The organism is Halomonas cupida (assembly GCF_900142755.1).
Classification (GTDB): Bacteria; Pseudomonadota; Gammaproteobacteria; order Pseudomonadales; family Halomonadaceae; genus Halomonas; species Halomonas cupida.
Map to the genome: position 1 here is coordinate 74,077 of NZ_FRCA01000010.1, position 24,130 is coordinate 98,206.

The 24,130-nt window shown below is 60.6% G+C and carries 26 protein-coding genes; 18 read left to right on the forward strand and 8 right to left on the reverse strand.

Annotated elements, in window-relative coordinates; all coding sequences use genetic code 11:
- Positions 1 to 269: 269 nt before the first annotated feature.
- Positions 270 to 665, forward strand: coding sequence for a hypothetical protein (locus BUE38_RS16860; protein WP_084542004.1), 396 nt, complete (start codon positions 270 to 272; stop codon positions 663 to 665).
- A gap of 143 nt (positions 666 to 808) precedes the next feature.
- On the opposite strand, the gene phrB is transcribed toward BUE38_RS16860, so the two are convergent.
- Complete coding sequence (gene phrB, locus BUE38_RS16865; RefSeq protein ID WP_073436405.1) at positions 809 to 2,230, reverse strand: deoxyribodipyrimidine photo-lyase; 1,422 nt, start codon at positions 2,228 to 2,230, stop codon at positions 809 to 811.
- Between the two features lie 82 nt (positions 2,231 to 2,312).
- Between phrB and BUE38_RS22690 the strand changes: the two genes are divergently transcribed.
- Positions 2,313 to 2,513, forward strand: a complete 201-nt coding sequence (locus tag BUE38_RS22690; protein ID WP_143166375.1) for a hypothetical protein — start codon at positions 2,313 to 2,315, stop codon at positions 2,511 to 2,513.
- Positions 2,514 to 2,549: 36 nt separating this feature from the next.
- Here the strand turns inward: BUE38_RS22690 and BUE38_RS16870 are convergent, their stop codons facing one another.
- Together BUE38_RS16870 and BUE38_RS16875 are read right to left on the reverse strand one after the other, a co-directional pair.
- Positions 2,550 to 3,479: a MerR family transcriptional regulator gene (locus BUE38_RS16870; RefSeq protein WP_073436406.1), complete on the reverse strand. Its 930-nt coding sequence runs from the start codon at positions 3,477 to 3,479 to the stop codon at positions 2,550 to 2,552.
- 258 nt (positions 3,480 to 3,737) lie between these two features.
- Entirely contained in the window at positions 3,738 to 4,124 is a 387-nt protein-coding gene (locus BUE38_RS16875; RefSeq protein ID WP_073436407.1) for a sirohydrochlorin chelatase, read from the reverse strand.
- A gap of 312 nt (positions 4,125 to 4,436) precedes the next feature.
- Between BUE38_RS16875 and BUE38_RS16880 the strand changes: the two genes are divergently transcribed.
- Positions 4,437 to 5,348 (forward strand): TIGR01777 family oxidoreductase, encoded by a 912-nt coding sequence (locus BUE38_RS16880; protein ID WP_073436408.1) that lies wholly within the window; start codon positions 4,437 to 4,439, stop codon positions 5,346 to 5,348.
- 148 nt (positions 5,349 to 5,496) lie between these two features.
- Here the strand turns inward: BUE38_RS16880 and rapA are convergent, their stop codons facing one another.
- Both rapA and BUE38_RS16890 read right to left on the reverse strand, forming a co-directional pair.
- Positions 5,497 to 8,430, reverse strand: a complete 2,934-nt coding sequence (gene rapA, locus BUE38_RS16885; RefSeq protein WP_073436409.1) for an RNA polymerase-associated protein RapA — start codon at positions 8,428 to 8,430, stop codon at positions 5,497 to 5,499.
- A gap of 232 nt (positions 8,431 to 8,662) precedes the next feature.
- Positions 8,663 to 9,460, reverse strand: a complete 798-nt coding sequence (locus BUE38_RS16890) for a TlpA disulfide reductase family protein (protein ID WP_073436410.1) — start codon at positions 9,458 to 9,460, stop codon at positions 8,663 to 8,665.
- Between the two features lie 169 nt (positions 9,461 to 9,629).
- Here BUE38_RS16890 and BUE38_RS16895 point away from each other — a divergent pair, with 169 nt between their 5' ends.
- Positions 9,630 to 9,866 carry a hypothetical protein gene (locus tag BUE38_RS16895; RefSeq protein WP_073436411.1) on the forward strand — a complete coding sequence of 79 codons (237 nt, stop codon included), beginning with the start codon at positions 9,630 to 9,632 and terminating at the stop codon, positions 9,864 to 9,866.
- A gap of 182 nt (positions 9,867 to 10,048) precedes the next feature.
- Here the strand turns inward: BUE38_RS16895 and BUE38_RS16900 are convergent, their stop codons facing one another.
- Positions 10,049 to 10,462, reverse strand: a complete 414-nt coding sequence (locus BUE38_RS16900) for a hypothetical protein (protein WP_073436412.1) — start codon at positions 10,460 to 10,462, stop codon at positions 10,049 to 10,051.
- Between the two features lie 350 nt (positions 10,463 to 10,812).
- Here BUE38_RS16900 and phnC point away from each other — a divergent pair, with 350 nt between their 5' ends.
- From phnC to phnP, 13 genes are all read left to right on the forward strand, one after another.
- Positions 10,813 to 11,667, forward strand: coding sequence for a phosphonate ABC transporter ATP-binding protein (gene phnC / locus BUE38_RS16905; RefSeq protein WP_073436413.1), 855 nt, complete (start codon positions 10,813 to 10,815; stop codon positions 11,665 to 11,667).
- Between the two features lie 85 nt (positions 11,668 to 11,752).
- The gene (phnD, locus tag BUE38_RS16910; protein WP_073436414.1) at positions 11,753 to 12,778 is read left to right on the forward strand and encodes a phosphonate ABC transporter substrate-binding protein; all 1,026 of its coding nucleotides are present in this window, start codon (positions 11,753 to 11,755) and stop codon (positions 12,776 to 12,778) included.
- 91 nt (positions 12,779 to 12,869) lie between these two features.
- A complete protein-coding gene (phnE, locus tag BUE38_RS16915; RefSeq protein WP_073436415.1) occupies positions 12,870 to 13,664 on the forward strand; it encodes a phosphonate ABC transporter, permease protein PhnE in 795 nt (264 codons plus the stop codon).
- Between the two features lie 106 nt (positions 13,665 to 13,770).
- Positions 13,771 to 14,592 (forward strand): phosphonate metabolism transcriptional regulator PhnF, encoded by an 822-nt coding sequence (gene phnF / locus BUE38_RS16920; RefSeq protein ID WP_084542005.1) that lies wholly within the window; start codon positions 13,771 to 13,773, stop codon positions 14,590 to 14,592.
- Positions 14,589 to 15,020 carry a phosphonate C-P lyase system protein PhnG gene (phnG, locus tag BUE38_RS16925; RefSeq protein ID WP_073436417.1) on the forward strand — a complete coding sequence of 144 codons (432 nt, stop codon included), beginning with the start codon at positions 14,589 to 14,591 and terminating at the stop codon, positions 15,018 to 15,020. The genes phnF and phnG overlap by 4 nt, the downstream gene beginning before the upstream one ends.
- Before the next feature lie 2 nt (positions 15,021 to 15,022).
- Positions 15,023 to 15,679 carry a phosphonate C-P lyase system protein PhnH gene (gene phnH, locus BUE38_RS16930; RefSeq protein WP_073436418.1) on the forward strand — a complete coding sequence of 219 codons (657 nt, stop codon included), beginning with the start codon at positions 15,023 to 15,025 and terminating at the stop codon, positions 15,677 to 15,679.
- On the forward strand, positions 15,679 to 16,812 hold the full coding sequence (locus BUE38_RS16935) for a carbon-phosphorus lyase complex subunit (protein WP_073436419.1): 1,134 nt from the start codon (positions 15,679 to 15,681) through the stop codon (positions 16,810 to 16,812). The genes phnH and BUE38_RS16935 overlap by 1 nt, the downstream gene beginning before the upstream one ends.
- Positions 16,809 to 17,732 (forward strand): alpha-D-ribose 1-methylphosphonate 5-phosphate C-P-lyase PhnJ, encoded by a 924-nt coding sequence (locus BUE38_RS16940; RefSeq protein ID WP_073436420.1) that lies wholly within the window; start codon positions 16,809 to 16,811, stop codon positions 17,730 to 17,732. The genes BUE38_RS16935 and BUE38_RS16940 overlap by 4 nt, the downstream gene beginning before the upstream one ends.
- On the forward strand, positions 17,729 to 18,583 hold the full coding sequence (gene phnK, locus BUE38_RS16945) for a phosphonate C-P lyase system protein PhnK (RefSeq protein ID WP_084542006.1): 855 nt from the start codon (positions 17,729 to 17,731) through the stop codon (positions 18,581 to 18,583). The genes BUE38_RS16940 and phnK overlap by 4 nt, the downstream gene beginning before the upstream one ends.
- Before the next feature lie 17 nt (positions 18,584 to 18,600).
- On the forward strand, positions 18,601 to 19,386 hold the full coding sequence (locus tag BUE38_RS16950) for a phosphonate C-P lyase system protein PhnL (protein WP_073436422.1): 786 nt from the start codon (positions 18,601 to 18,603) through the stop codon (positions 19,384 to 19,386).
- A complete protein-coding gene (locus BUE38_RS16955; RefSeq protein WP_234987075.1) occupies positions 19,386 to 20,549 on the forward strand; it encodes an alpha-D-ribose 1-methylphosphonate 5-triphosphate diphosphatase in 1,164 nt (387 codons plus the stop codon). The genes BUE38_RS16950 and BUE38_RS16955 overlap by 1 nt, the downstream gene beginning before the upstream one ends.
- On the forward strand, positions 20,549 to 21,148 hold the full coding sequence (phnN, locus tag BUE38_RS16960) for a ribose 1,5-bisphosphokinase (RefSeq protein WP_073436423.1): 600 nt from the start codon (positions 20,549 to 20,551) through the stop codon (positions 21,146 to 21,148). Before BUE38_RS16955 ends, phnN begins: the two co-directional genes overlap by 1 nt.
- Positions 21,149 to 21,152: 4 nt before the next feature.
- Positions 21,153 to 21,971, forward strand: a complete 819-nt coding sequence (gene phnP / locus BUE38_RS16965) for a phosphonate metabolism protein PhnP (RefSeq protein WP_073436424.1) — start codon at positions 21,153 to 21,155, stop codon at positions 21,969 to 21,971.
- Between the two features lie 119 nt (positions 21,972 to 22,090).
- Here the strand turns inward: phnP and lspA are convergent, their stop codons facing one another.
- Positions 22,091 to 22,594 carry a signal peptidase II gene (gene lspA / locus BUE38_RS16970; RefSeq protein WP_073436425.1) on the reverse strand — a complete coding sequence of 168 codons (504 nt, stop codon included), beginning with the start codon at positions 22,592 to 22,594 and terminating at the stop codon, positions 22,091 to 22,093.
- A 259-nt stretch (positions 22,595 to 22,853) separates the two neighbouring features.
- On the opposite strand from lspA, the gene BUE38_RS16975 reads away from it, so the two are divergent.
- Positions 22,854 to 23,327 (forward strand): MerR family transcriptional regulator, encoded by a 474-nt coding sequence (locus tag BUE38_RS16975; RefSeq protein WP_073436426.1) that lies wholly within the window; start codon positions 22,854 to 22,856, stop codon positions 23,325 to 23,327.
- A 16-nt stretch (positions 23,328 to 23,343) separates the two neighbouring features.
- Here the strand turns inward: BUE38_RS16975 and BUE38_RS16980 are convergent, their stop codons facing one another.
- The gene (locus BUE38_RS16980) at positions 23,344 to 24,126 is read right to left on the reverse strand and encodes a ZIP family metal transporter (RefSeq protein ID WP_073436427.1); all 783 of its coding nucleotides are present in this window, start codon (positions 24,124 to 24,126) and stop codon (positions 23,344 to 23,346) included.
- Positions 24,127 to 24,130: the final 4 nt, after the last annotated feature.

The window sequence follows — 24,130 nt, forward strand, 5'->3', positions numbered from 1 at the left end:
GTGATGAAGATTGGCTTATGGGTATGCTTGATTATTGATCAAACTATGCTGGTTTTTTCTTATCTGGTAAGACCTTTCCTCTCACCACACACAAAGCGATTTCAGAGTTGTGGGTGAGGTCATGATGTTTCATGTTCCTCTCTCAATCAGAGGGTGTCTCCTCTGGGCTTGCGGCTCTTTCCGAAGCTGATGATATCCCTTGATATCCGCCATATATATCCGATATCCTGGCGATAGAGTCATGATTCCACCGACAAGGAGTGCTCCTCGTGAAACACATCATCCTGGCTATTCTGTTTTTTATCATGGTTTCTGGTTTGTCAGCGTGTACTACATCCCAGCCTATTCAAAATGTCGAGAAACAGGTCATCACATCGACAGCGAGCGATGAGGAAGTACGTCAAGCCATTACTGATGCCGCAACAAGCCTTGGCTGGGTGATTGTCGCTGACCACGGGAATGAAATAACTGCAGTCATTGATGTCCGCACCCATCAAGCGACAGTGAGCATTCCATACTCAAGCAGCAATTATTCCATTATTTATAAAAATTCAATCGACTTGAACCACTCCGGTGGAAAGATCCATCGCAACTATAATCGTTGGGTGGCTAATCTTGACCAGGAAATTCGCCGCAACCTCAACATTGCAAAGACGCACCACTGAGCGACACGGAGAAAGAGTGCGCCCTTGTCTGGCCTCTGCCCGAGGAGTTCGAGCACCATGGGGCGAACAGGGCGCGACTGGCGGCGCACAAGCGTACAGATTTCAGTGGCTCCATGGCGATGTATGAAGCCTCTCCGAGCTGATCAGGAGCCCTTTGTCAGCGACTTGAAGGCGTCGAGCGCACGCTGGCGTGCTACCTTGTGCTCGATGAGTGGTGCCGGATAACCGGTGTCACTCACCAGGTCGGTGGCTGGTGCATGGCGCATGCGAGGAGGAAGATCCGCGAGTTCCGGTAGCCATTCGGCAATGAAGTTGCCATCGGCATCAAAGCGCTGCGACTGGGTGGTGGGGTTGAAGATGCGAAACCAGGGCGCGGCATCGGTGCCGGTGGAGGCTGCCCACTGCCAGCCTCCGTTGTTCGAGGCAAAGTCGCCATCGATCAGGTGCTGCATGAAGAAGGCTTCGCCTTCGCGCCAGTCGATCAGCAAATGCTTGGACAGAAACATCGCCACGACCATGCGCAGGCGATTGTGCATCCAGCCGGTGTTGGTCAACTGGCGCATGGCAGCGTCGACGATTGGATAGCCGGTGCGACCTTCGCGCCAGGCGGCCAGGTCATTGGGCGCATCACGCCACGCCAGTGTCTCGGTATGCTGCTGAAAGGCGTGGCCCCGGCAGACTCGTGGAAAGCCCCAGCAGACATGCTGATAGAACTCACGCCAGATCAGCTCATTGATCCACGCCATCAGTCCCGCATCACCCTCACCGAGGCTCCCCTGGTTGGCCGACATGGCCGCCTGAAGGCATTGCCGCCAGGAAATCATGCCGAGACTGAGGTAGGGAGAGAGCTCGCTGGTACCAGGCTGTGCCGGATAGTCGCGGGCTTCGGCGTAGTGTCGGGCACGCTGCTCGAGAAAGCGTGACAGCCGGTTAGCGGCGTGTGTTTCACCGGCAGGCCACTGCTGTTCGATACACGAGGGCACTGTGGGGATCTCGGGGCTCGGATCGCTGGAGACTTCCAACGCCTGCTGGCGCTTCGGAGCATCCAGCAGTTCCAGGCGAGATGGCTCGATCTGGCGGTGCCAGGCTCGGGAAAAGGGAGTAAAGACACTGTAGAAGTCGCCCTTTCCCGTGAGCAGTTCGCCGGGGGTAAAGGCGACCGCGTCGCGGTGAGCATGAACTCTCAGATCTACCTGCTTGAAGCGCTCGATGACCGCCTCGTCACGTTGCCATTCGTTGAGCGGATACTCGCGGTTGAAGTGCAGTGCCTCGGCCCCCAGCTCTCGAGCCAGGCCAATCAATGCCTCCGGAACTTCGGAGAAGTGCCCGACATCGCGATACAGCAGTGGAATATCGAGCCTTGCCAGCGACTCGCCCAGATCAGCGACGCCGCGTAGCCAGAAATTGATCTTGTTGGCGCCGTGACCATGTTGTTTCCATTGCTCGCGACAGCCGAGAAATACACCAACGACCGGCCCGTTGCGGGCTGCTCTGTGCAATGCCGTATTGTCGTTGACCCGCAGGTCACTGCGGAACCACATCAGAGTGGGATTGTGTAAGCTCATGGTATTCCAGAACCGTCAGGCATCATTGTAAGGGCGAGATCATGGGCCGGAAGTTATTAACCCGGCATGCTTTCATGTTGGGTTGATTGCGGCACAGGGACGTGCCGCCGTCGGCCATCAGGCCGACGCGAGACCGCACCACACCAGCAGATCCACGCATCTGCGCCAGTGCGGTGCGGACGACAATCAAATCGATCAGGATGGGCTATTTGATTGCCATGTTAATAATAAGTACCGCACTGTCGGCATGTGGAGCTTCCCGCCGTGGCTGGTAGGCCGGTAGAGAACGAGAAAACGAGGATAATGCGTTAGGGATCGTTCAAGGGGCCAGAGGGGCGCCATTGCCCAACACCGGACGCAAACGATCCAGCGCCTGGGGAATATTGTCGCCGAGTAGTATGACGTTACTGCCCTTGAGGTCTGGTGCTCGGATACGTGCCACCGGGCCACACAGGGCTAGCGGTGTGTCGAGCTGTTCTGCCAGACGTGGCAACTGACGGCGGATCATGTCCGCACTCTCCGCCTGGCCGCTGCTCAGTACGATGGCGTCCAGTTGCAGACGCTGCCGGGCAAGAGGGAGATCACTAAAGGGCAGCGGAGCATCGAACAGATGCACGCAGTAGCCGCGATCACTGGCAGCAAGCGCCAGCATCATGGTCCACAGCGTCCCTTCATCGCCCGGCAGGGTATCGACCAGCAGGATCGGGCCCTGGCAGGTCTGGCTGGCATGGTAGAGGCGAATACCGAGGCGGGTCCTGAAGAAGGATTCCAGGCATCGTCTCTGCAGTGATGTCCCCGGCTGACCGTCCCACTGCTCCTCAAGCTGGATGATCAGCGGCTGCCACAGTTCACTGATGCAGGCCGTGACCGGATAGAGCGCCAGTGTCTGAAGGTACAGCCGTTCAAGGTGATTGAGGTCGAGAGTATCGACAGCCATCAACGCCTGGCGGTACAGGCTTGACCAGTCTCCCGTGCAGATCTCAGAGGATTGATGGCGTTCAGGCTGGTCGAGCAGATCGAGCACCTGGCTGACCGGAACGCCACGATTGAGCCATTGCAGAATGCGCTCGATGCGCTCGATATCGCTGCGCGCGTAAAGCCGGTGTCCCTTGGGAGTCCGGCGAGGCTTGATCAGGCCATAGCGTCGTTCCCAGGCACGCAGTGTCACCGAGTTGACCCCGGTAAGCCGTGACACCTCACGTATTGGATAAAGGGGAGCGTCGGTTGTCGGGGGCACCGTGTTGCTCATGAGAGCCTCGTTGGATGACGATCCTGGGCGGGAAGCGTCGATATCTCCGTGCCCCTCCCGGCCTGCGTCGATAATTGTATAGCTATTGTCCAGTCTACATTATCCCATCGGCCGGTAGCGTTGGTGGCGCGTTGGTCTTCTTGCTGTGGCACAGGGAAGCAAGCAGCCTCTCCAGCATGTGATGAAAGTCACGTGTCAGTCACATCATTTGCTCACCGTCACCGTCACCGTCACCGTCACCGTACCGGGCCAGGGTATTCAGCGCTGTGAGTGGAGTGACTCACCGACCTGGTCGGCGACAGCCGTAGCGAGGGCTGCGATGAAGTCGGGGTGCTCGCCAACCGGTGCCAGCAAGGTGATGTCGAGTCCTTCATGGCCACGGGCGATCTGCTCGATCTGTGCCGGAACATCGTTGCGCAGGTGGCGCCCTGCGGCAAAGAACAGCGGCAACACTTCAATCTGTGTTATTCCGGCGGATACCAGTTGGGCCACACTATCTTCCAGCGAGGGATCGCAGAGCTCCATGTAGGCCAGCCGAATCGGGGTATCCAGGCGTGGTACCAGAGCGTCACGAAAGTGTTCGAAAGGCGCACGCCAGCGAGAGTCACTGGATCCATGGGCGAGCAGTATCAGAGCATAGGACATGGTGAAATCCCTGAAGGGCGACGAGTGTCACCGGTGCGTGATGAGTCAGTGGTACGGATCAGCTATAGGCTAACAGCCGTCAGTGTGGCAAGCGATTCCACCGATCTCTGTACAGTTCTTGTATAGAAAATACTGTCGTCGGCTCGATGCCTGTAAAGACGATATGGCTATGCTTGACGCATGACCAGTAGGCTTGATCTATGGCCCATCGCGCAGTATTCCTGGGATTGGGTGGTATTCAAGAGGATACTGATGTCAGGTAATTGGGGTATACGACGGGCTTCGTCAGGGTGACCACAGAGGAGAGTGCCAATGCGAGTACTGATAACAGGTGGGAGCGGCTTCATCGGCCAGCGACTCTGCCGTGTCCTGGTCGAGACCGGGCACCGGGTTCTGGTGGTGTCTCGCGACCCGGAGCGGGCCCGTCAACGGTTACCGAAGCAAGTGGATATTCGTACCAGCGCCCTGGACTTCGTCGATAGCGCACCCACGGCACTGGTCAATCTCGCCGGTGAGCCGATAGCCGAGAAGCGCTGGACCGACTCCCACAAGGAAAAATTGCTCGACTCGCGTATCAATGCCACTCGTGAGCTGGTCATGCTGTGCGAGCAGCTGGCGCAGACAGGCACCCCACCAAAGGTGATGGTGTCCGGGTCGGCCATGGGCTTCTATGGCGACCAGGGCGGTGGTGTCGAGGCGCCGGAAGTGACCGAGGAGACGTTGCCGAACGACGAGTTTGTGCATCGCATGTGTCTGCGTTGGGAGCAGGCCGCTGAGGGCGTTACCGAGTATGGCGTACGCCTGGCCGTTGTACGGACCGGACTGGTGCTGGACAAGGATGGCGGCATGCTCAAGCGCATGCTGCCACCTTTCAAGATGGGGCTAGGCGGCCGCCTGGGGAGCGGTGAGCAATTCATGCCGTGGATCCACCGCGAGGATATGGTCCAGATCATCATCTGGCTGCTGGGCCGCGATGATCTGTCTGGTGCCTTCAATGCCTGTGCGCCGAATCCGGTGATGAATGCCGAGTTCACCAGGCGACTGGGCGAGCACCTGCACCGGCCGACCCTGCTGGCCATGCCGGAGCGGGTGCTGCAGACCATGCTTGGAGAGCTGTCGAGACTGTTGCTGACCGGCGCCAGGATGGTACCCCGACGCCTTGAGCAGGAAGGCTTCCCGTTTCGCTATCGGACCCTGGACGAGGCCCTGGAAGCTCTTCTTTAAATCGCTGTCTTGTAAAGCACCAGTTTGTAGAACATCAGTTTGTAGAACATGAGCTTATGAAGTGCCGGCTCATGAAGCGTGCCTTTATAAGCACGGCTTCATGAGCACAGCGATGGCGCTCTCCCTCGAGCTGTCGCTACTGGCTGGCCTATTGCTCAATGGTCACGATGACCCGAACCGCATCCAGCCGCAGGCGAGTGCTTTCGATGACGTTATCCAGCGCCTTGCGTTCATTGCGCAGGGCGTTGATCTCGTCTTCACGCACCGAGGGGTTGCGTCTGGCCAGCGCCTCGAGTCTGGTCAGCTCATTGTCGAGAGCTGCCCGCATACGGGTCTGGGCGGCTTCGACAATGCTCGGCAGCTCACGCTGGGCCTCGTTTTCGGCACGGTCGAGCAGATCCCGCAGCTGCTCATGACGGGACTTGATCAACTCCCTGGCGACGGCCTTCTTGACCTTCTGCAGGTTCTTCGACAGCCCGGTGAAGGACACCTTGTCGGTCAGGTTGGCGCCACTCTCGTCGAGCAACACGCGCACCGCTGTCGGTGGCAGGAAGCGGTTGAGGTGCAGGCGCTTGGGTGCCGGGCAGTGAGTCCGGAAGATCAGCTCGGCCATCAGGCGTCCGGCGGGAATGGCCGGGTGCTTGAGCAGCGCCAACGCAGTGTTGCCCATCGGTCCGTCGAGAATACGCCCCATCATCTCGCGTAGTAGCGGGTGCTCCCAGGAGAGGCGCTGGATGTCATCACGTCCCAGGGCACGCAGCCGCGAGGTGGTGGCGGTAAAGCCTTCCTCGCCCTTTACCAGGCCCGGCAGTCCATCCAGCATCTGGGGGCTGGGCACCAGGTGCTGCAGGCCGTTGCCGAGATCGCGGCTGTCGACGCCGAAGATGTCCAGTGCCTGATCGAGGTAGCGAGGCAGGGCGCGGTCTTCATCCAGCTCGCCAATCGACTCGATTACGCTGGTGGCCCGCTCGGGACGACAGGCATTGAGTTCCAGCAGACGGTTGCGTCCGGCGTCGCGTTCCTTCAGACGCGACTCGAACAGGGCGCGAGTCTCGCTGATCACCTCGCCCAGCGCCTCGTCGTCGAGCAGGCTCTCCGCCAGCTCGTCACCGAAGGCATCATGCAGCTCATTGCCGAGACCATGGGGTGCGTCGAAGGCATCCATGCCCTGCTGATACCAGCGCAGCAGCTTCTCGCCCGGGCTGTCCTCGAACACCGGAACATGAATCTCGATGGCATGGCGCTGGCCAATGCGATCGAGGCGCCCGATTCGCTGCTCCAGTTGATCCGGGTGCAGTGGCAGGTCGAACATCACCAGGTGGCGGCAGAATTGGAAGTTGCGGCCTTCTGAGCCGATCTCCGAGCACACCAGCACCTGGCAGCCATCCTCGTCATCGGCGAAGGCGGCAGCGGCTCTGTCACGCTCGACCAGCGACATGCCTTCATGGAAGACCGGTGCCTGAATGCCGCCGAGGACGCGCAAGGCCTCGGATAGACCCTGGGCGGTCTCACGATCATGAGCAATCACCAGCACCTTGTCGTCACCCAGCTCGGTCAACTGCTCCAGCAGCCAGGTTACGCGAGGGTCGATTTGCCACCAGGGCTCGGCATTGAGAGGGTCGTCCTCAAGGGCGCGGTACATGCCGTCGAGGTAGATCATCACCTCCGGGTGGTCGAGGCCAGTCTCGATCAGCAGCTCGTCGAGGTAGTCCTCATCGCGGGCCAGGCGGCGCAGCACTCGACGATACGAAGAGGGCAGCTCAAGCTGGCTGACATGCAGGCGGCGCTCGGGGAAGCCACCGACGTGGCGTCGACTGTTGCGGAACATCACGCGGCCGGTGCCGTGGCGGTCGAGCAGTTGATCGCGTAGCTGAGCGCGGGCCGCGGTGCGTTGTTCGTCGCTGCACTCCGGGTTGGAAAGCGTCTCGAGCAGTGCCTGACTATCGGTATCGTCGGCAACAGCACCAACGTGGTCACGTGCCGCAGCGTCCAGCGACTGATCCTCGGCGACCTCAAGCGCCTCGATGGCTTGGGCGACGGCCACATAACCACGCTCCTCGTCGCGGAAATCATCAAGGCTGGCGTAGCGATCCGGATCAAGCAGGCGCAGGCGAGCAAAATGGCTGGCCAGACCCATCTGTTCCGGCGTGGCGGTGAGCAACAGCACACCTTCAGTGGCCTGGGCGAGGCGCTCGACACAGTCATAGCCGGGGCCGACCTCGTCCCCGCTCCATTCGAGGTGGTGAGCCTCGTCGACGATCAGCAGGTCCCACTTGCAGGCATCCGCCTGCTGCTGGCGACGAGGGTTGGCAAACAGCCAGTCCTGACTGGCCAGCACCAGCTGACCCGCGTCGAAGGGATTGCTGTCACCGTAGGCCTGACATTGCTGTTCGTCGAGCAATGTCACCGACAGCGAGAAACGGCGCAGTAGCTCGACCAACCACTGGTGGGTCAGGCTGGCGGGCACCAGGATCAGGGCACGCTCGACACGGCCGGTCAACAGCAGGCGATGGAGCACCAGGCCCGCTTCGATGGTCTTGCCCAGGCCGACTTCATCGGCCAGCAGCACGCGTGGCGCCCTGCGTGATGATACTTCATCGGCGATGTACAGCTGATGCGGAATCAGGTCGATGCGTGGCCCACTCAGGCCGAGAGCCGGGTTCTGCTCGACGCGGTGGTGGTGGTGCAGGGTACGGAAACGCAGGTCGAACCAGTCATTGCGATCGACCTGTCCAGTCAGCAGGCGATCTCGAGCCTGGTCGAACTGCATGGTGTCGGCCAGTTGCGCCTCGGGAAGCTCACACAGCTCACCGTTGTCGTCCTCGCCGATGTAGACGATCAGGCCACCGACTTCCTTTGAGTCGTCGACGGTCATCTGCCAGCCTTCGGAGGACTGGATACGGTCGCCGCTGCCGAACGCAACGCGTGTCAGAGGTGCCTGGCGGGTGCTGTAGGTACGAGTTTCCTGGCTGGCGCCGAAGAGCACGGTGATGCTGCGCGCATCGCAGCTGAGAATAGTGCCCAGGCCGAGTTCGGCCTCACCGTCGCTGATCCAGCGCTGGCCGGGAGAGAAGTCGCTCATGATGCCTCGGAAGATGCGTCAATTCGGGTCGTAGCCGTCGAGGATGGGGAGAACCTCCGACAGCAGGGCGCGGTATCTTACAGTAATCCTGCGGCAGGCTTAAGAGATTGTACGAAAGGTCCGCGGCAGAAGTTGGGAGATCGGACCTGGTTGGGCCGAGGCCTGGGTGTCGGCCTCGGCCCTGAGACTGCTGGTGCGGTTCACCGGCAGCGTTTATCAGCCTGACACTGATTCAACGATTCAGCCAGTCCCTCATCAGAGGCAGAGTCAACTCCCCCACATGGCGATCAAGCAGCTTTCCCTCGGCGTCGAACAGCAGTGTAGTCGGTAGGCCCGGCGACTCACTGGCGGAGAGCAACTGCTGGCGAGGATCAAGCAGGGCGTAACGGAATTCGAGTGATTCAGTGTCGAGAAAGCGGGTGATGGTGGTCAGGTCTTCGCCTTGATTGGCGACCACCACGGTAACGTCATCGCGCTGATCGAACTCCGCCAGCAGCGGCATTTCACGCCGACAGGGTGGGCACCAGGTGGCCCAGAGATTGACGATCAGCGGTTTGCCGGTCAGCGTGCTCAGATCGATGGGGTTACCGTCGATATCCTCGAGTATCAGGGCCGGAACTTCCTGAGGTGAGGGCGCCGGGCCGATCGGTGCCAGGGTCACCACCGCCAGCCAGCCCAGTGAGGCGAGGATGGTCAGGGCACAGGCGCCGAGCATGGCTCCGATGTGTCGGCGCAGGGCCCAGAGCGTCCACAACAAGGCGGCCGCCAGACCCCAGATGCCACTGTAACCCGGCACCCATAGTTTAATGATATCCAGCGGCGTGGCCTGCCAGGCGTCCCAGTGCATCACCACATATCCCAACCTGGCGCCCAGCAACCAGCACAGCAGCAGTCCATTGAACCAGCGGCCATGAGTGCGGCGGGGCAGACCGAGGAGAAAGGCACTGGCCGCCAGTAGGACGAGAGTGGCAGCAAAGGCGTATAGACGCGGCAGGCTCAACAGCAGCGGGCCGATAGCGATGGCATCCATGTTTCGAGAGCGCTCCAGTGGCTTTGTGGACACTCGGGGTACTGAGTGTCTCACTTCATCGGCAAGCCTACTGGGCTGAGGGGGTGCTGTCATCCGGTTGCTGGTTGAGCCGACATCGCCCGGTGACGACTGGTATCATCGGGCCCTCGTCCACCAACCGGATACAGGCATGGCGCAGAAATCAGCCTTCGATCCCCTGCGTGTACTGGCCATCGGCAGCCAGGCGCTGGGTTTTATCCTGATCTTCCTGCTCGGAACTCGGCTCGAGTCACCCCGCCCCTGGCAGGGCCTGACGCTGGCGGTAATGCTGGTGATTGCCTTGTCGGTGGCGCTGGCCCGGCGTTATCGCAACAACCGTCTGCAGAAGGAGCGTGACCAGCGTCGCCAGCAGTTGGAGGAGGAATAGCGAGCGCCCTGGCGCTCGAGCTATAAGCTATAAGCTGTAAGTAACCCCAAACCCAATGTCATGTCTGTGATCCAGGGGGCAGTGGACGGTTCGTTGCTCAAGGCTCGATACTCGTCGGCTTACGGCTTACGGCTTACGGCTTACGGCTTACGGCTTACGGCTTACGGCTTACGGCTTGTTTCCTATCCCGGAGGCAACGCGCAGCGTCGCGGATCAATGGCGGCAAGGCGCAGATAGTGGCCTTCCGGTAACCGGCAGGTCGCGACTCGCCAGGCACACTGTCGGGACATGCTGTGGCCGGCGTCGTGAATTTGGACATCTTCCAGCAGGTGAGGGTAGGCCATGAGGCGCTGACTGAGTGGTATGAATTCGTCGCCGCTGACCTCGAGGTTGAGCATGCGCGGAACCACCGGAGCGCGGGTAGCCAGCAACATCAATACATGGGTGTGACCATTGGTATCGACACCCAGCTCGAAGGTCATGCCACTGGGCGTATGAACCAGTCGCCGCAGGCCGAGTATCTCGCTGAAGACTTCGTTCATGGCCGACAGGTTCTGGACTTCCAGTGCACTGGGCTCCAGTGACAGGTGTTGCATGGCATCCGCCTCGGGGCGAGCTGGTGCGTTAGCCGATTCGGCACAGTAAAGATCATGGATGAGTGTGGCTTACCTGGCATGACTGCGCCCTTGAATCCTGACTATCGACACCATTGACTGCTGCAATTCCCGAGAGCCTTCCTGTGATGCTGGTGACGATTCCATGTCATTGCTGGGTCATTAATATGACAGTCCTTGCGTAACCAACTGAATTGAAAGGATAGCCTCGTAATCCCGCTGCCGCGGTACGGTACTGCCAGCGGGTCAGATTTCACGAGACTGACATTGTCTAGACAACTGCGGTTCATCTGCCGTCGGCAGACTGATGCCATCCCTTGAGGAGAGGCATCATGTCCATTCCCACCATCATCGTTGAACAGCTCAACAAGTCGTTCGGTCATCGGCAGGTGCTCGATGACATCGGTTTCAAAGTTACGCCTGGTGAAATGGTGGCCCTGATCGGGCCTTCCGGATCGGGCAAATCAACCCTGCTGCGTCATCTGGTCGGTTTGACCTGTGGCAATCGTAGCCAGGGCGGTCGCGTGTCGATCATGGGGCGTGAGGTGCAGATGGGCGGGCGGCTGCGCCGTGCCAGCCGCAGTCAGCGCTGTCGCACCGGGTATATCTTCCAGCAGTTCAATCTGGTCGGCCGCCTGAGTGTCATGACCAATGTACTGATCGGCCGGCTCGGCAGTATGTCTCGTGGGCGAGCGTTACTGGGGCGGTTTTCTGCAGACGAGCGGGCGCGTGCTCGAGAGTGCCTGGCACGGGTCGGCCTGGAAGAACTTGCCGACCAGCGGGCCAACACCCTGTCCGGTGGTCAGCAGCAGCGCGTTGCCATCGCTCGAGTGTTGATGCAGGACGCTGAAATCATTCTCGCTGATGAGCCCATCGCTTCTCTTGACCCGCGTAGTGCGCGGGAAGTCATGGAAATCCTCGAACGTATCCATCGCGAGGATAGCCGCACTGTGGTGGTCACCCTGCATCAGGTCGAGGTGGCACGTCGCTATTGCAGACGAGCCATCGCGCTCAAGGAAGGGCGCCTGTATTTCGATGGTCCCATCGCCGAGCTGACCGACGGGCGCCTGCAGGCGTTGTACGAGAACGCCGGCCTCGATGAACTGCGCGCATCCGCCTCCACTGATAGCGCACCAGAACCTGTCCGGGTACCTGCCATGGCCAGGGTGCAGGTGGCACATACCTGACCGCTGCCTGTAACGATAAAAAGCTGTTTCCAAGCATCCCTATGACACACCTAGGCATCCCCATGACACACCAGGAGTAATTCTCATGGCATTCGCATCTCTGCATCGCCTGGCTCTGCCGCTGATTGCTGGCGTCAGTCTTGCCGCTGTCTCCCAGCTGGCAGCTGCCGATACGCTCAAGTTCGGCATCATTTCCACTGAATCGAGCCAGAATCAGGCTCCGCTCTGGGAGCCTTTCCTCGATGCCATGTCCGAGCAGATCGGCATGGAAGTCGAACCCTTCTTCGCCACCGACTATGCGGCGGTGATCCAGGCCATGCGCTTCGACCAGATTGATCTGGCCTGGTATGGCAACAAGTCAGCCATGGAGGCCGTTGATCGTGCCGGTGGCGAAGTCTTTGCCCAGACCGTGCCGGACAACGGGCAGCCGGGGTACTGGAGTCTGATGATCGCCAATCAGGACAGTGACCTGCAGAACATTGACGATGTGCTGGCCAACGCCTCTGAACTGGTGTTCGGTAACGGTGATCCCAACTCCACTTCCGGCTATCTGGTACCGGGTTACTACGTGTTCGCCCAGAACGACGTCGACCCTGGCACCGCCTTCAAACGCACCCTGAACTCCAGTCATGAGACCAACGCTTTGGCCGTGGCCAACAAGCAGGTCGATGTGGCGACCTTCAACACCGAAGGCATGGCTCGGCTGGAAATCACTGCCCCGGAAAAGGCCGAGCAGCTTCGAGTGATCTGGAAGTCGCCACTGATTCCTTCCGATCCGCTGGTCTGGCGTACCGACCTCGACGACGAGACCAAGCAGAAGCTGCGTGACTTCCTGTTCAGCTATGGCGACTCCGCGGAAGAACGCGAGGTTCTGGCACCGCTGCAGTGGGCACGCTTCGATGAGTCGAGCAATGATCAATTGCTGCCGATCCGCCAGTTGGCCCTGTTCCAGCAGCGCTCGAAGGTGGCTGCCGACGAGAGCCTGGACGATGGCGAGCGCGAGCAGCGGTTGGCCGAGCTCGATGCCCAGCTCGACGAGCTCGATACGCGCATGCAGCAGATCCAGTCCGCTGACGCCGACAGCGCAGCGGAAACGGTCAACGCCGGCTGATTTGACGGCTCATCAGGAGGGGGGAGTGCCGAGTGCGCTTCCCCATCCCTGGCCATTACCGGCCAAGTTGATGGGATCGCCAGGAGATATCATGACTACCCAGACTTCATCGCCCACCATCAGTCAGCCGTCGCGGCGTAGTTGGACAACGCTGCTGGGCTGGTTCGCTGTGATCAGCGTATTGAGCTGGTCATGGCAGGGCGTCGAGATGCAGCCCAGCCTGCTGATCACCAACGCCGGCAACATGGCCACCCTGACGGGAGACTTCTTCCCTCCGGCCTTCGGCAACATCGGCCATTACATCGATCAGATGCTGGTCACCATCCAGATTGCCATCTGGGGCACGCTGCTGGCGATCATTGTCGCCATACCCTGCAGCCTGCTGTCTTCCGAGAACCTTGTGCCCTGGTGGGTCTACCAGCCCATGCGGCGACTGATGGATGCCACTCGCGCCATCAACGAGCTGGTGTTTGCCATGCTGTTCGTGGTCGCCGTTGGTCTCGGGCCTTTCGCCGGGACCCTGGCGCTGTTCGTGCACACCACTGGTGTATTGGCCAAACTGTTTTCCGAGGCGGTGGAAGCGAGTGAAGCCGGCCCGATGGAAGGCATTCGCGTGACCGGTGCGGGTCGCATCGAGGAGATCATCTTCGGCCTGATTCCCCAGGTTCTTCCGTTGTGGATCTCGGTCAGTCTGTATCGCTTCGAATCCAACATCCGCTCGGCCACGGTACTGGGGATGGTTGGCGGTGGGGGGATCGGGGTGGCGCTGTGGGAAACCATGCGTGGTTTCCAGTACGCAGAAACGGCCACCATCATGCTGGTGATCATCGTTGCCGTGACGTTGCTGGATATGGCGTCGCAACGGGTTCGCAAGCGGTTCATCTAGAGTGGAGAGGGAGCATGCACTCGAGCAGGCCGATGAGAGAGCTGAAACTTCGCGCCGCCAGGAAGGCGTTGCCCGGTCAGCGATTGGGGTCTTTCAAGGAGCACACATGTCTAGACAACTGATGCGGCAGGACGTCGAGCCTCGCTATCGCCAACTGGCCGATATTCTCGCCAGAGAAGTACGTAGTGAGTATGCACCTGGTGACCTGTTGCCCAGTGAGTTGGTGTTGGCGAGGCGTTTTTCCGTCAATCGCCATACCGTGCGCCGGGCGCTCGACGAGTTGGTGGCTGCCGGCATGGTCACCCGCCATCAAGGACTGGGGACCCAGGTCGTGGACCGCCGCCTCGACTACAACGTCAGTGCCGCCAGTAAGGTGACCCATAATCTTGCGGAACTGGGCCTGCAGACAGAGAGCCGTTGTCTGGCGCAGGCGCTGGCTGTGCCACCGGAAGCCATTGCCCAGCGATTCGGGCTGGAGGATGGGCAGCCCCTGCTGTGTGTCGACACGCTCCGATTCGTTGATGGCGCTGCACTGCTGCGCCTACGCCACTGGTTTGACCCCGAGCGTGTCCCGGACTGGACCCGTCGCTATCGCGGAGGGTCTACCCGAGCGCTACTCGATCAGCATTACGGCCTGCGCCTGACCCGCTCTCAGGTGCGCGTCGAGGCCTGTCAGGCCGATGCCGAGGACTGTCGTCTACTGCAATGCTCACGCCATGCCCCATTGCTGGTGCTGACCAGTGACAACGTAGACGACCACGGACGTCTGGTTGAGGTGTCGGTCAGCCGAGCCCGTGCCGATCGGGTCGGCTACCACGTGGATTTCTCCAGCACAGATCACCCCAGCGCGGATATGGCAGCGGACCGCGGCTCGAATGGCCGCCAGCGCCGTGATCAGGATCACTACCAGAACGAGGTTTCCTCATGACTCCGACCCAACGTCATCGCGTGCTCGCGCTGACGCCCTATGCACGCTTGTTGAGTGTCTGGCAGACACTGGGTATTCACACCGACCACCGCTGTGTACGTGGCCCCGATACCGGCATGGCCATGGTTCGTGGTCGCATGGGCGGCTCCGGTAACGCCTTCAATCTCGGTGAGATGACCGTCACCCGTGCCAGCGTGGTGTTGGAGGACGGCAGCCTCGGGCATGGCTGGGTGGCCGGTCGCAACAAGCCTCAGGCCGAGTTGATCGCGCTGATCGATGCCTGCGCCCGCCAGCAAGCCTGGGCCCGGCGTATCGACAGCGAGCTGGTAGAGCCGTTGGCCGAGGCGCTTGAAGAGGAACGACAGCAGGCATCGCAGGCCGCTGCTGCGACACGCGTTGATTTCTTCACCATGGTACGGGGGGAGTAACCATGACGGGAACTGGAACCAGAGCAGCAAACGTTCGCCCCCGGGATTGGCCAATGCTGGACGATGGCGTGCACCACTCCCAGCAATTGTTTCGTCAGTTGCTCAGCGCCATGTCCGAGCCGGGTACGCAACAGACACTGGCGGTGGCCGAATTGCCCGCGGGTGCGCAACTATCACCGGCGGCCTGGGCCGCGGTGCTGACGCTTTGCGATCTCGATACCCGGCTGTGGGTCGAGCCGCGATTGGCAACGCCGGGCCTGTACGAAGCGGTAGCCTTCCACACTGGCGCCAGCATTACCGAATCGCCTGCTGATGCCGACTTTGCACTGGTGGTACCGCAGACACTCAGCGAGGTCACCTCCTTTGCCGAAGGCAGTGATGCCTGGCCGGACCGCAGCACCACGCTGATTGTGGTCACCGATTCGCTCGCCGAGGGCAACGACTGGGTGCTGTCAGGCCCCGGCATTGCCGACTGCCGCGGCCTGACACTCTCCGCGGAGGCTGTGCCACTGATGGCACGGTTATCTGCCAACCTTGCCACCTTCCCGCGTGGCCTGGATGCTTTCATCACCGCTGGCCACCAGTTGCTGGCGGTTGCCCGCAGCACTCGCGTGGAAGCTCGCACCGAGCATGCTGCCCGAATCGAGGAGGACGTCTGATGTACGTAGCCGTCAAGGGAGGCGAGAAAGCCATCGCCAACGCCCATCAATGGATGGCGGATCGACGCCGTGGTGATCGCGAGCAGCCCGAGCTCGACGTCGATCAGATCCAGCAGCAGTTGGGGCTGGCGGTGGACCGGGTCATGGCCGAAGCCTCGTTGCATGATCGGGAGCTTGCCGCATTGGCACTGAAACAGGCCAGTGGCGACCTGGTCGAGGCGGTGTTCCTGTTGCGCGCCTATCGCACAACCCTGCCGCGTCTGGCCGAGACCTGTCCGTTGGATACCGGCGCCATGCATATCGAGCGACGCATCAGCGCGACCTTCAAGGACGTGCCAGGTGGTCAAGTGCTGGGCCCGACCTATGACTACACCCACCGACTGCTCGACTTCATGCTACTTGCCGAAGGGGAGGTGCCGGAAGCCGACCGTGCCGAGGCCAGCCTCGAGCAGTGTCCGCAGATTCTCGATTGCCTCAACGCCGAAGGACTGATCGAGCAGGAAGTGGATGATGGCAGTGAGCCCTACGACATCACCCGTGATCCCCCTGATTTTCCGGTTGATCGCGCGACTCGTCTGCAGATGCTGGCGCGTGGCGATGAGGGTTACCTGCTGGCGCTCGGTTACTCGACCCAGCGTGGCTATGGCCGTAATCACCCCTTTGCCGGGGAGATTCGTCAGGGGGCGGTGGAAGTCGAAATCGAGGTGGAGGGATTTGATGGGCCACTGTGTATCGGCGAGATCATGGTCACCGAGTGCCAGATGATCAATCAGTTCGCCGGTAGCCGCGAGAAGGCCCCGCAGTTCACTCGCGGCTATGGCCTCGCCTTCGGTCGCAACGAACGCAAGACCATGGCCATGGCGCTGGTCGATCGAGCCCTGCGAGCCGAGGAACTGGGCGAGCCGATCCAGAGTCCGGCCCAGCAAGCTGAATTCGTGCTGGCCCATGCCGACAGTGTCGAGGCCTCGGGCTTCGTATCACACCTCAAACTGCCGCACTACGTTGACTTCCAGTCGGAGCTGGAGCTGTTGCGCCGGCTGCGCCGTGAACATGCCGCGCGCCAGACAGCGCCGACGACTGAGCAAGCGGCCGATCATCCCGAAACCGCTGGAACCGAGGAGGCCGCGCAATGAACGATTTCACCCATTCCGCACCCACCAGCGAAGACTGCAGCGCCTCGGGTAACAACGATTCTGGCCAAAACCGTTCTGGATATAACAATTCCGGATACAACTTCGCCTACCTCGACGAGCAGACCAAACGCATGATTCGTCGTGCGCTGCTCAAGGCGGTGGCGATCCCCGGCTATCAGGTGCCTTTCGGTGGTCGTGAAATGCCCATGCCCTACGGTTGGGGCACCGGAGGCATGCAGCTCACCGCCAGCATCCTTGGCGCCGATGATGTGCTCAAGGTCATCGACCAGGGTGCCGATGACACCACCAATGCGGTGAGTATCCGCTCCTTCTTCGAGCGGGTGGCGGGTGTCGAGACTACCACCGAGACCGCCAGAGCGAGTGTGATCCAGACACGCCACCGTATTCCGGAGAAGACGCTGAGCAACGATCAGATTCTGGTGTTCCAGGTGCCGATTCCCGAGCCGCTGCGCTTCATCGAGCCCAGCGAAGAGGAAACTCGGGTCATGCATGCGCTCGAGGAGTACGGTGTCATGCACGTCAAGCTCTACGAGGACATCGCCCGACATGGACATATCGCCACCACCTATGCCTACCCGGTCAAGGTCGATGGCCGCTATGTGATGGATCCCTCACCGATTCCCAAGTTCGACAACCCCAAGCTGCACATGAGCGAAGCGCTGATGCTGTTTGGTGCCGGACGCGAGAAGCGCCTCTATGCCATCCCACCCTGGACCCGGGTCGAGAGTCTCGACTTCGAGGACCACCCGTTCGAGATCCAGGCCTGGGACGAACCCTGTGCCATTTGCGGGGCCACTGACAGCTATCTCGATGAAGTCATCACCGACGATGCCGGTGGTCGCATGTTCGTATGCTCGGATACCGATTACTGCCAGTCACGTCGCGAGGAGGTGGCATGAACCGCCCAGTGAAAGCTTGTCCAGGACCCGTTCATCCAGCACCGACTCGTCCTGTATTGACCCGTCCCGCTCTGCTCGAGGCGCGTGACATTACGCGACTCTATGGCCCCGACAAGGGCTGTCAGCAGATCGACTTCACCCTGCATCAGGGCGAAGTGCTGGGCATTGTCGGTGAGTCCGGCTCCGGCAAATCGACACTGCTGCGGGTGCTGTCCGGGCTGGAGAAACCCGATGCCGGTCAGGTCGTCTATCACAGTGATATCGACAGCTCTGCGGGGCAGGCCGGGGCGCTGGATCTGTATGCCATCAGCGAGGCACGTCGTCGTGCTCTGCTGCGCATGGAGTGGGGGCTGGTTCATCAGAATCCGCGTGATGGCCTGCGCCTGGGGGTGTCCGCCGGGGCCAACGTCGGCGAGCGCCTGATGGCGTTGGGCCAGCGTCACTACGGTAGGTTGCGCGCGGCCGGTCAGGATTGGATGTCGCGTGTCGAGCTGGACCCCGAACGTATCGATGACGCTCCCCAGACATTCTCCGGCGGCATGCAACAGCGCCTGCAGATCGCCCGCACGCTGGTGACCCAGCCTCGCCTGGTGTTCATGGACGAGCCGACTGGTGGCCTGGATGTGTCGGTACAGGCCCGCCTGCTCGATATGTTGCGCACCCTGACCCGGGAGCTGGGGCTATCGGTGGTTCTGGTCACCCACGACCTGGCAGTGGCGCGCCTGCTGGCCCACCGCTTGATGGTGATGCGCCGTGGCCGCGTGGTAGAGGCCGGGCTCACCGACCAGATCCTCGATGATCCACAGCACCCCTACAGCCAACTGCTGGTGTCCTCTGTGCTGACACCCTGAGCCGCCTGGAGCCTGACATGACATCAATGAATCAACCCTTTCTCAGCGCCGTGGCGCTGGAAAAGACCTTTACCCTGCATGCCCAGGGCGGCCAGACCCTGGCGGTGATGCGTGGTCTCGACCTGAGTCTGGCCCGTGGCGAGTGTCTGGTGCTGGCCGGACCCAGTGGCATCGGCAAGAGCACGCTGCTGAAGATGGTCAACGGCAACTATCGGATCTCCGGGGGACGTCTGACGCTTCACTTTGGTTCTGAAGGGCAGGGGCGTGACGGGAGGACCGGTGATGGTCCCGATGGTGAAGAGCATGACAACGGCCGACTGGAGCTGGCCGACCTGCCGGCTCAGGCCTGGCATGTGCTGCGCCGTGATGTGATCGGCTATGTCAGTCAGTTCCTGCGTGTGGTGCCGCGGGTATCGGCGCGTGATGTGGTCATGGAGCCGCTGCTGGCGCGAGGGGCCGATGAACAGGAGTCGCGACAGCGTGCCGAGACATTGCTGGCCCGCCTCAACCTGCCCGAACGGCTGTGGAGTCTGGCACCGGGAACCTTTTCTGGGGGGGAGCAGCAGCGCGTCAATATCGCCCGTGGCTTCATCGCCGAACATCCTCTGTTGCTGCTCGACGAACCCACAGCCTCATTGGATGCCGCCAACCGTGATGTGGTGGTGAGCCTGATTCAGGAAGCCAAGGCCAGAGGGACGGCAATGCTGGGCATCTTCCATGACGAGGACGTACGTGATCGCGTCGCCGACCGCCTTCTGCCACTGGAAGGACATATGGGTACTGCAAGTGAGGAGAAGTTGTGATGAGCACCGACGTGATGAGCAGCAATGAGCAGATTCTGACCAATGCCCGTCTGGTTCTGGAAGACGAGGTTGTCAGCGGTACCCTGACGATTCGCGGCGACCGCATCCAGGCGGTCGATACCGGTCACTCTTCATTGCCGGGTGCCATCGACTGTGAAGGCGATTACGTCATTCCAGGCATGATCGAGCTGCATACCGACAACATGGAAAAGTATTTTCAGCCGCGACCCAAGGTCAGTTGGCCGGGGCGCCAGGCGGCGCTGGCTCACGATGCGCAGATGGCAGCCAGTGGTATCACCACCGTGTTCGATGCCGTTTCGATCGGCGATGTCGATGATCAGAGCATGCGTCATACGGCACTGCATGACATGGTCGAGGCCCTGAGTGCCATCACGCGCAACGGCATCTCAAGAGTCGACCATCGCCTGCACCTGCGCTGTGAAGTCTGTCACCCAGATACCCTGAAGCGTTTCCTGGCCCTGGCCGAGCTCCCGCAGCTCGGGCTGGTATCGTTGATGGATCACTCACCAGGGCAACGTCAGTTCGCCAGTCTTGACGCCTACCGCACCTACTATCAGGGCAAGCATGGTTTCGACGATGCCACCATGGATGCCTTCATCGAGCGCCAACTGGCCCACAGTGCCGAGTATTCCAGTGCGCATCGCCATGCCATTGCCGAAGCCTGCCGTCAACGTGATCTGGCGCTGGCCAGTCACGATGATGCGACCATTGAGCATGTGGCTGAGAGCCTGGAGTACGGCACCCGGATTGCCGAGTTCCCCACCACCCGCGAAGCTGCCGAGGCATCCCACCGGCATGGCATGGCGGTGATGATGGGGGCACCCAATGTGGTGCGGGGCGGTTCACACTCGGGCAATATCGCTGCCGCCGAGTTGGTGCGCCTGGGAGTGCTGGATGTGCTGTCCTCCGATTATTACCCGGCGGCTCTACTGGACTCGGTCTTCCGGATTGCCGAAATGGAGGGGGGATATTCGCTGGCAGACGCTGTGGCCTGCGCCACCCGGGCACCGGCGCTGGCGGTGGGGCTGGAGGATCGTGGCCGTATCGCCGAAGGACTGCGTGCCGACCTGGTGCGCGTACGTCAGCTGGATGATCATCCGCTGGTGCAGCGTGTCTGGAGCGGCGGGAGGCAGGTGCACTGATGGGCGTGCTCATTTACCTGATCGGTGCCAGTGGCGTCGGCAAGGACAGTCTGCTGGATGCAGCACGCGAGGCGCGCTGCGACTGGCTGGTGGCGCATCGATACATCACCCGTGCCAGTGGCAAGGGCGAGAACAGCATTGCATTGACCGAGGCCGAGTTCGAGGCTCGTCATGAGCGTCAACTGTTCTGCCTCACCTGGCAGGCTCATGGCCTGTGCTATGGCGTGGGTACTGAGGTTGAAACATGGTGCCGGGAGAGCGCTACGGTATTGCTCAACGGGAGCCGCCGGGCTCTGCCGCGAGCTCGCGAACGCTTTGGGGAGTCATTGGTTCCGGTGGTGGTCACGGCTCCATCGGATGTCTTGAGGCAGCGCCTCGAACGACGTGGCAGAGAGGGCAGCGAGGAAATTGCCCATCGCCTGGCTCGGCATGCGGAGGTCGAGGCTGAACTTGAGCGGGACTTTCCCGGATTGCCTCGTATCGATAATGGCGGAAGTCTCGAGGCCAGCCTGTCTTCGCTGGCTGCCATTGTTGATGGGCTGGAGAGCCGGCATCTCCGTGGTGGAGATGAATGCCGGCGCCACGGATCGGGAGTATAGCGCGATGGAATTTCGCTTCAGTGGTACCGGAGACAGCGCTCAGGTGCCGCGCTTTGGCTGCCATTGTCCGGCCTGCACCAGGGCCCGAGTATTCAGCAGTCATCAGCGCGGGCCCTGCTGTGCCGAGGTGTCGGTGAATGGTCGGCGCTATCTGCTGGACGCCGGGCGCATGGATCTTGCCCACAGTTGTGAACTGGAGCGACCCGCGGCGATTCTGCTGACCCATTATCACGCCGATCATGTACAGGGGTTGTTCCATCTGCGCTGGGGCACCGGCGAGCCGATTCCCGTCTTCGGCCCCAAGGACCCCAATGGCTGTGCCGACCTCTACCGCAATCCGGGAGTGCTGGATTTTCAGCCTGGCCTCAAGCCCTTTCGAGCACTGGATTTCGACAGCCTGAGTGTGACGCCAGTACCACTCAACCATAGCAAACCCACCCTGGGTTACTGCCTCGACGATGGCGGTACCCGCCTGGCCTACCTCACCGATACCCTGGGCCTGCCACTGGAGACCGAGCGCTTCCTGCGTGACTGGGGGCCGGATGTGGTGGTGCTCGATGCTACTCATCCGGCGTCCCATGAAAATCCACGCAACCACAACAACATTACCCAGGCGCTGGATATCATCACGCGCCTCGACCCGCCGCGAGCCTGGCTGACCCACATCAGCCACGAGCTGGATGCCGAGTGCCTGGCCAACGGTGTCGAATTGCCGCCCAAGGTGCGTATGGCCCGGGATGGGGAATCACTCAGCGACTGGGGACGTCACGCGGCCAGTGACTCCCTTCAGCGCGTGAGTCTTCCTGCGCATCGGCTTGTATAGGCGTAGCCATGAGTTCCCCGGTTTTCAGCCATCACCCAGTAGCCAAGGTCGCAGCGCTTCTCCACTGCAATCAGTGCGATGAGAGATGCGGCCGGTGCCATGTGCTCGATGCCATATCGTTACTCAGGCTGTTTGGCCGCCGGGACCTCACGCCAGGCCGCCATGGCGAAGACCAGTACGCCTGCAAACAGCGCGATATCGGCGAGGTTGAACGCAGGCCAGTGCCATTCTCTCCAATAGATATCCAGATAATCCACTACGTATCCTCGCGCCAGGCGGTCAATGGCATTGCCTATAGCACCTCCCATGAACAGGCTGTAGGAAAGTGACTCCAGGCGAGAGATGGGTTTACATAACTGCACCATTAATACGGCGACTACCACTAGAGCCAGGCCAATAAAGAGGTAACGCTGCCAACCACCTGCATCAGCGAGGAAGCTGAAGGCTGCTCCTGTATTGCCGACGTGAATCCAATTAAAAAACGGCGTTATCGGAATGACCTGGCCGAAAGGCATCAGACTGTGTACCAATTCCTTTATGATCTGATCCGACAGAACTATTGAACTGGCCACGGTAAACCATGGCCAGCGATGTGAAGATCTGCCTTTCTGCAGGACGCTCATGATGTTTTTTTCATCTGTTGAATACCCGTCGATGTGCGCTGAGGGAAAACGGTGGCCCGGCAATCGTCCGGCGCTCCGCAACGCGGCGTTATATCGCGCTCCCGGTTGCCGCCGTCCATGCTTCCACCACTAGTGATGAGATTGCGGGCATCGCCATGTGCGTTGAATTCCCCATGGTACCTACCCTTCAGCTGCGTTATTGTTCCAACTATAAACCTTGTAGTAACTACAGCTTCAAGACGATGGGAGGATTTCTGGTATGCCTTCAGCCAATCAAGTCATCAGCATTGGTGAGCTGGCACGGCGCACTAGCTGCAAGCCAGAAACCGTACGCTACTACGAGCGTATTGGGTTGCTGCGCGATGCCTCGCGTACAGAAGGGGGGCAGCGTCGCTATGGGCAGGATGCCGTTCGACGCTTGACCTTTATCCGCCATGCCCGGGATTTCGGATTTTCGGTGGATGCGGTACGCGAGCTATTGGCCATGACCGACCAGCCCGATATGCCCTGCCATGAAGTCAATACCATTGCCCTGCATCACCTGGAAAAAGTCGAATCCCGTATACAGCGGCTCAGTGCGTTGCGTGATGAGCTTCAACGCATGGTTACCCAGTGCGACGGAGGTAGCGTGGAGAGTTGCCGCATCATTGAGGTGTTAAGCGATCATGAGTTATGCATCAGTGATGCTGTTCATGGAGGCGCCAATGATTTGGCTTGGACGCGGGAGTGTTAGGCGTCTTGTGTACTCTCTAGCCCAGTGAAACATCCAGAAACAGCATAAGCACCAGCCCGATCGAGAGGCCAAGAGTCGCTTTTTTCTGATGTCCGCTCCTGTGAGTCTCGGGAATGATTTCGTGGCTGACGACGTAGAGCATTGCCCCGGCAGCGAACGCCAACCCCCAGGGGAGTAGCACCTGTGACGTGCTGACGATACCTGCACCCAACAGTCCTCCTGCAGGCTCCACCAGCCCCGTGAGAGCGGCAATCGACCATGATCTCCAACGTGAGTAGCCCACGCCAAGTAGCGACACTGCAACGGCCAGACCTTCCGGAGCATTCTGCAGACCGATGCCAATGGCAAGTGGCATTCCTCCTTCAACACCCCCTGCGCCGAATGCCACCCCAACCGCCAAGCCTTCCGGGAGGTTGTGTATCGTAATGGCAATGATAAATAACCAGATTCGGCGAATGGAAGCCGCCTCCGGGCCTTCTCGCCCCTGTTGAAAGTGTTCGTGGGGAAGCAACTCGTTCAACAGCGCCACCATACCGATACCCAAAAGTATCGCCGCGCAGGCAATGGCCGCAGGCAGGATATTACCGCCATAGCGCAGCCCCGAGGCTTCAAGGGAAGGTATGATTAATGAAAAGAAGGAAGCGGCAAGCATGACGCCAGCGGCAAACCCGAGCGCCAGGTCGCGGATGCCGCGATTGGGATTGCGGGTAAACAATACAGGCAGCGCACCGATGGCTGTCATCAAGCCCGCAGTAAGGCTGGCAACAAACCCCAATGTGAGTGGAGACATGCTGTCCATTAAC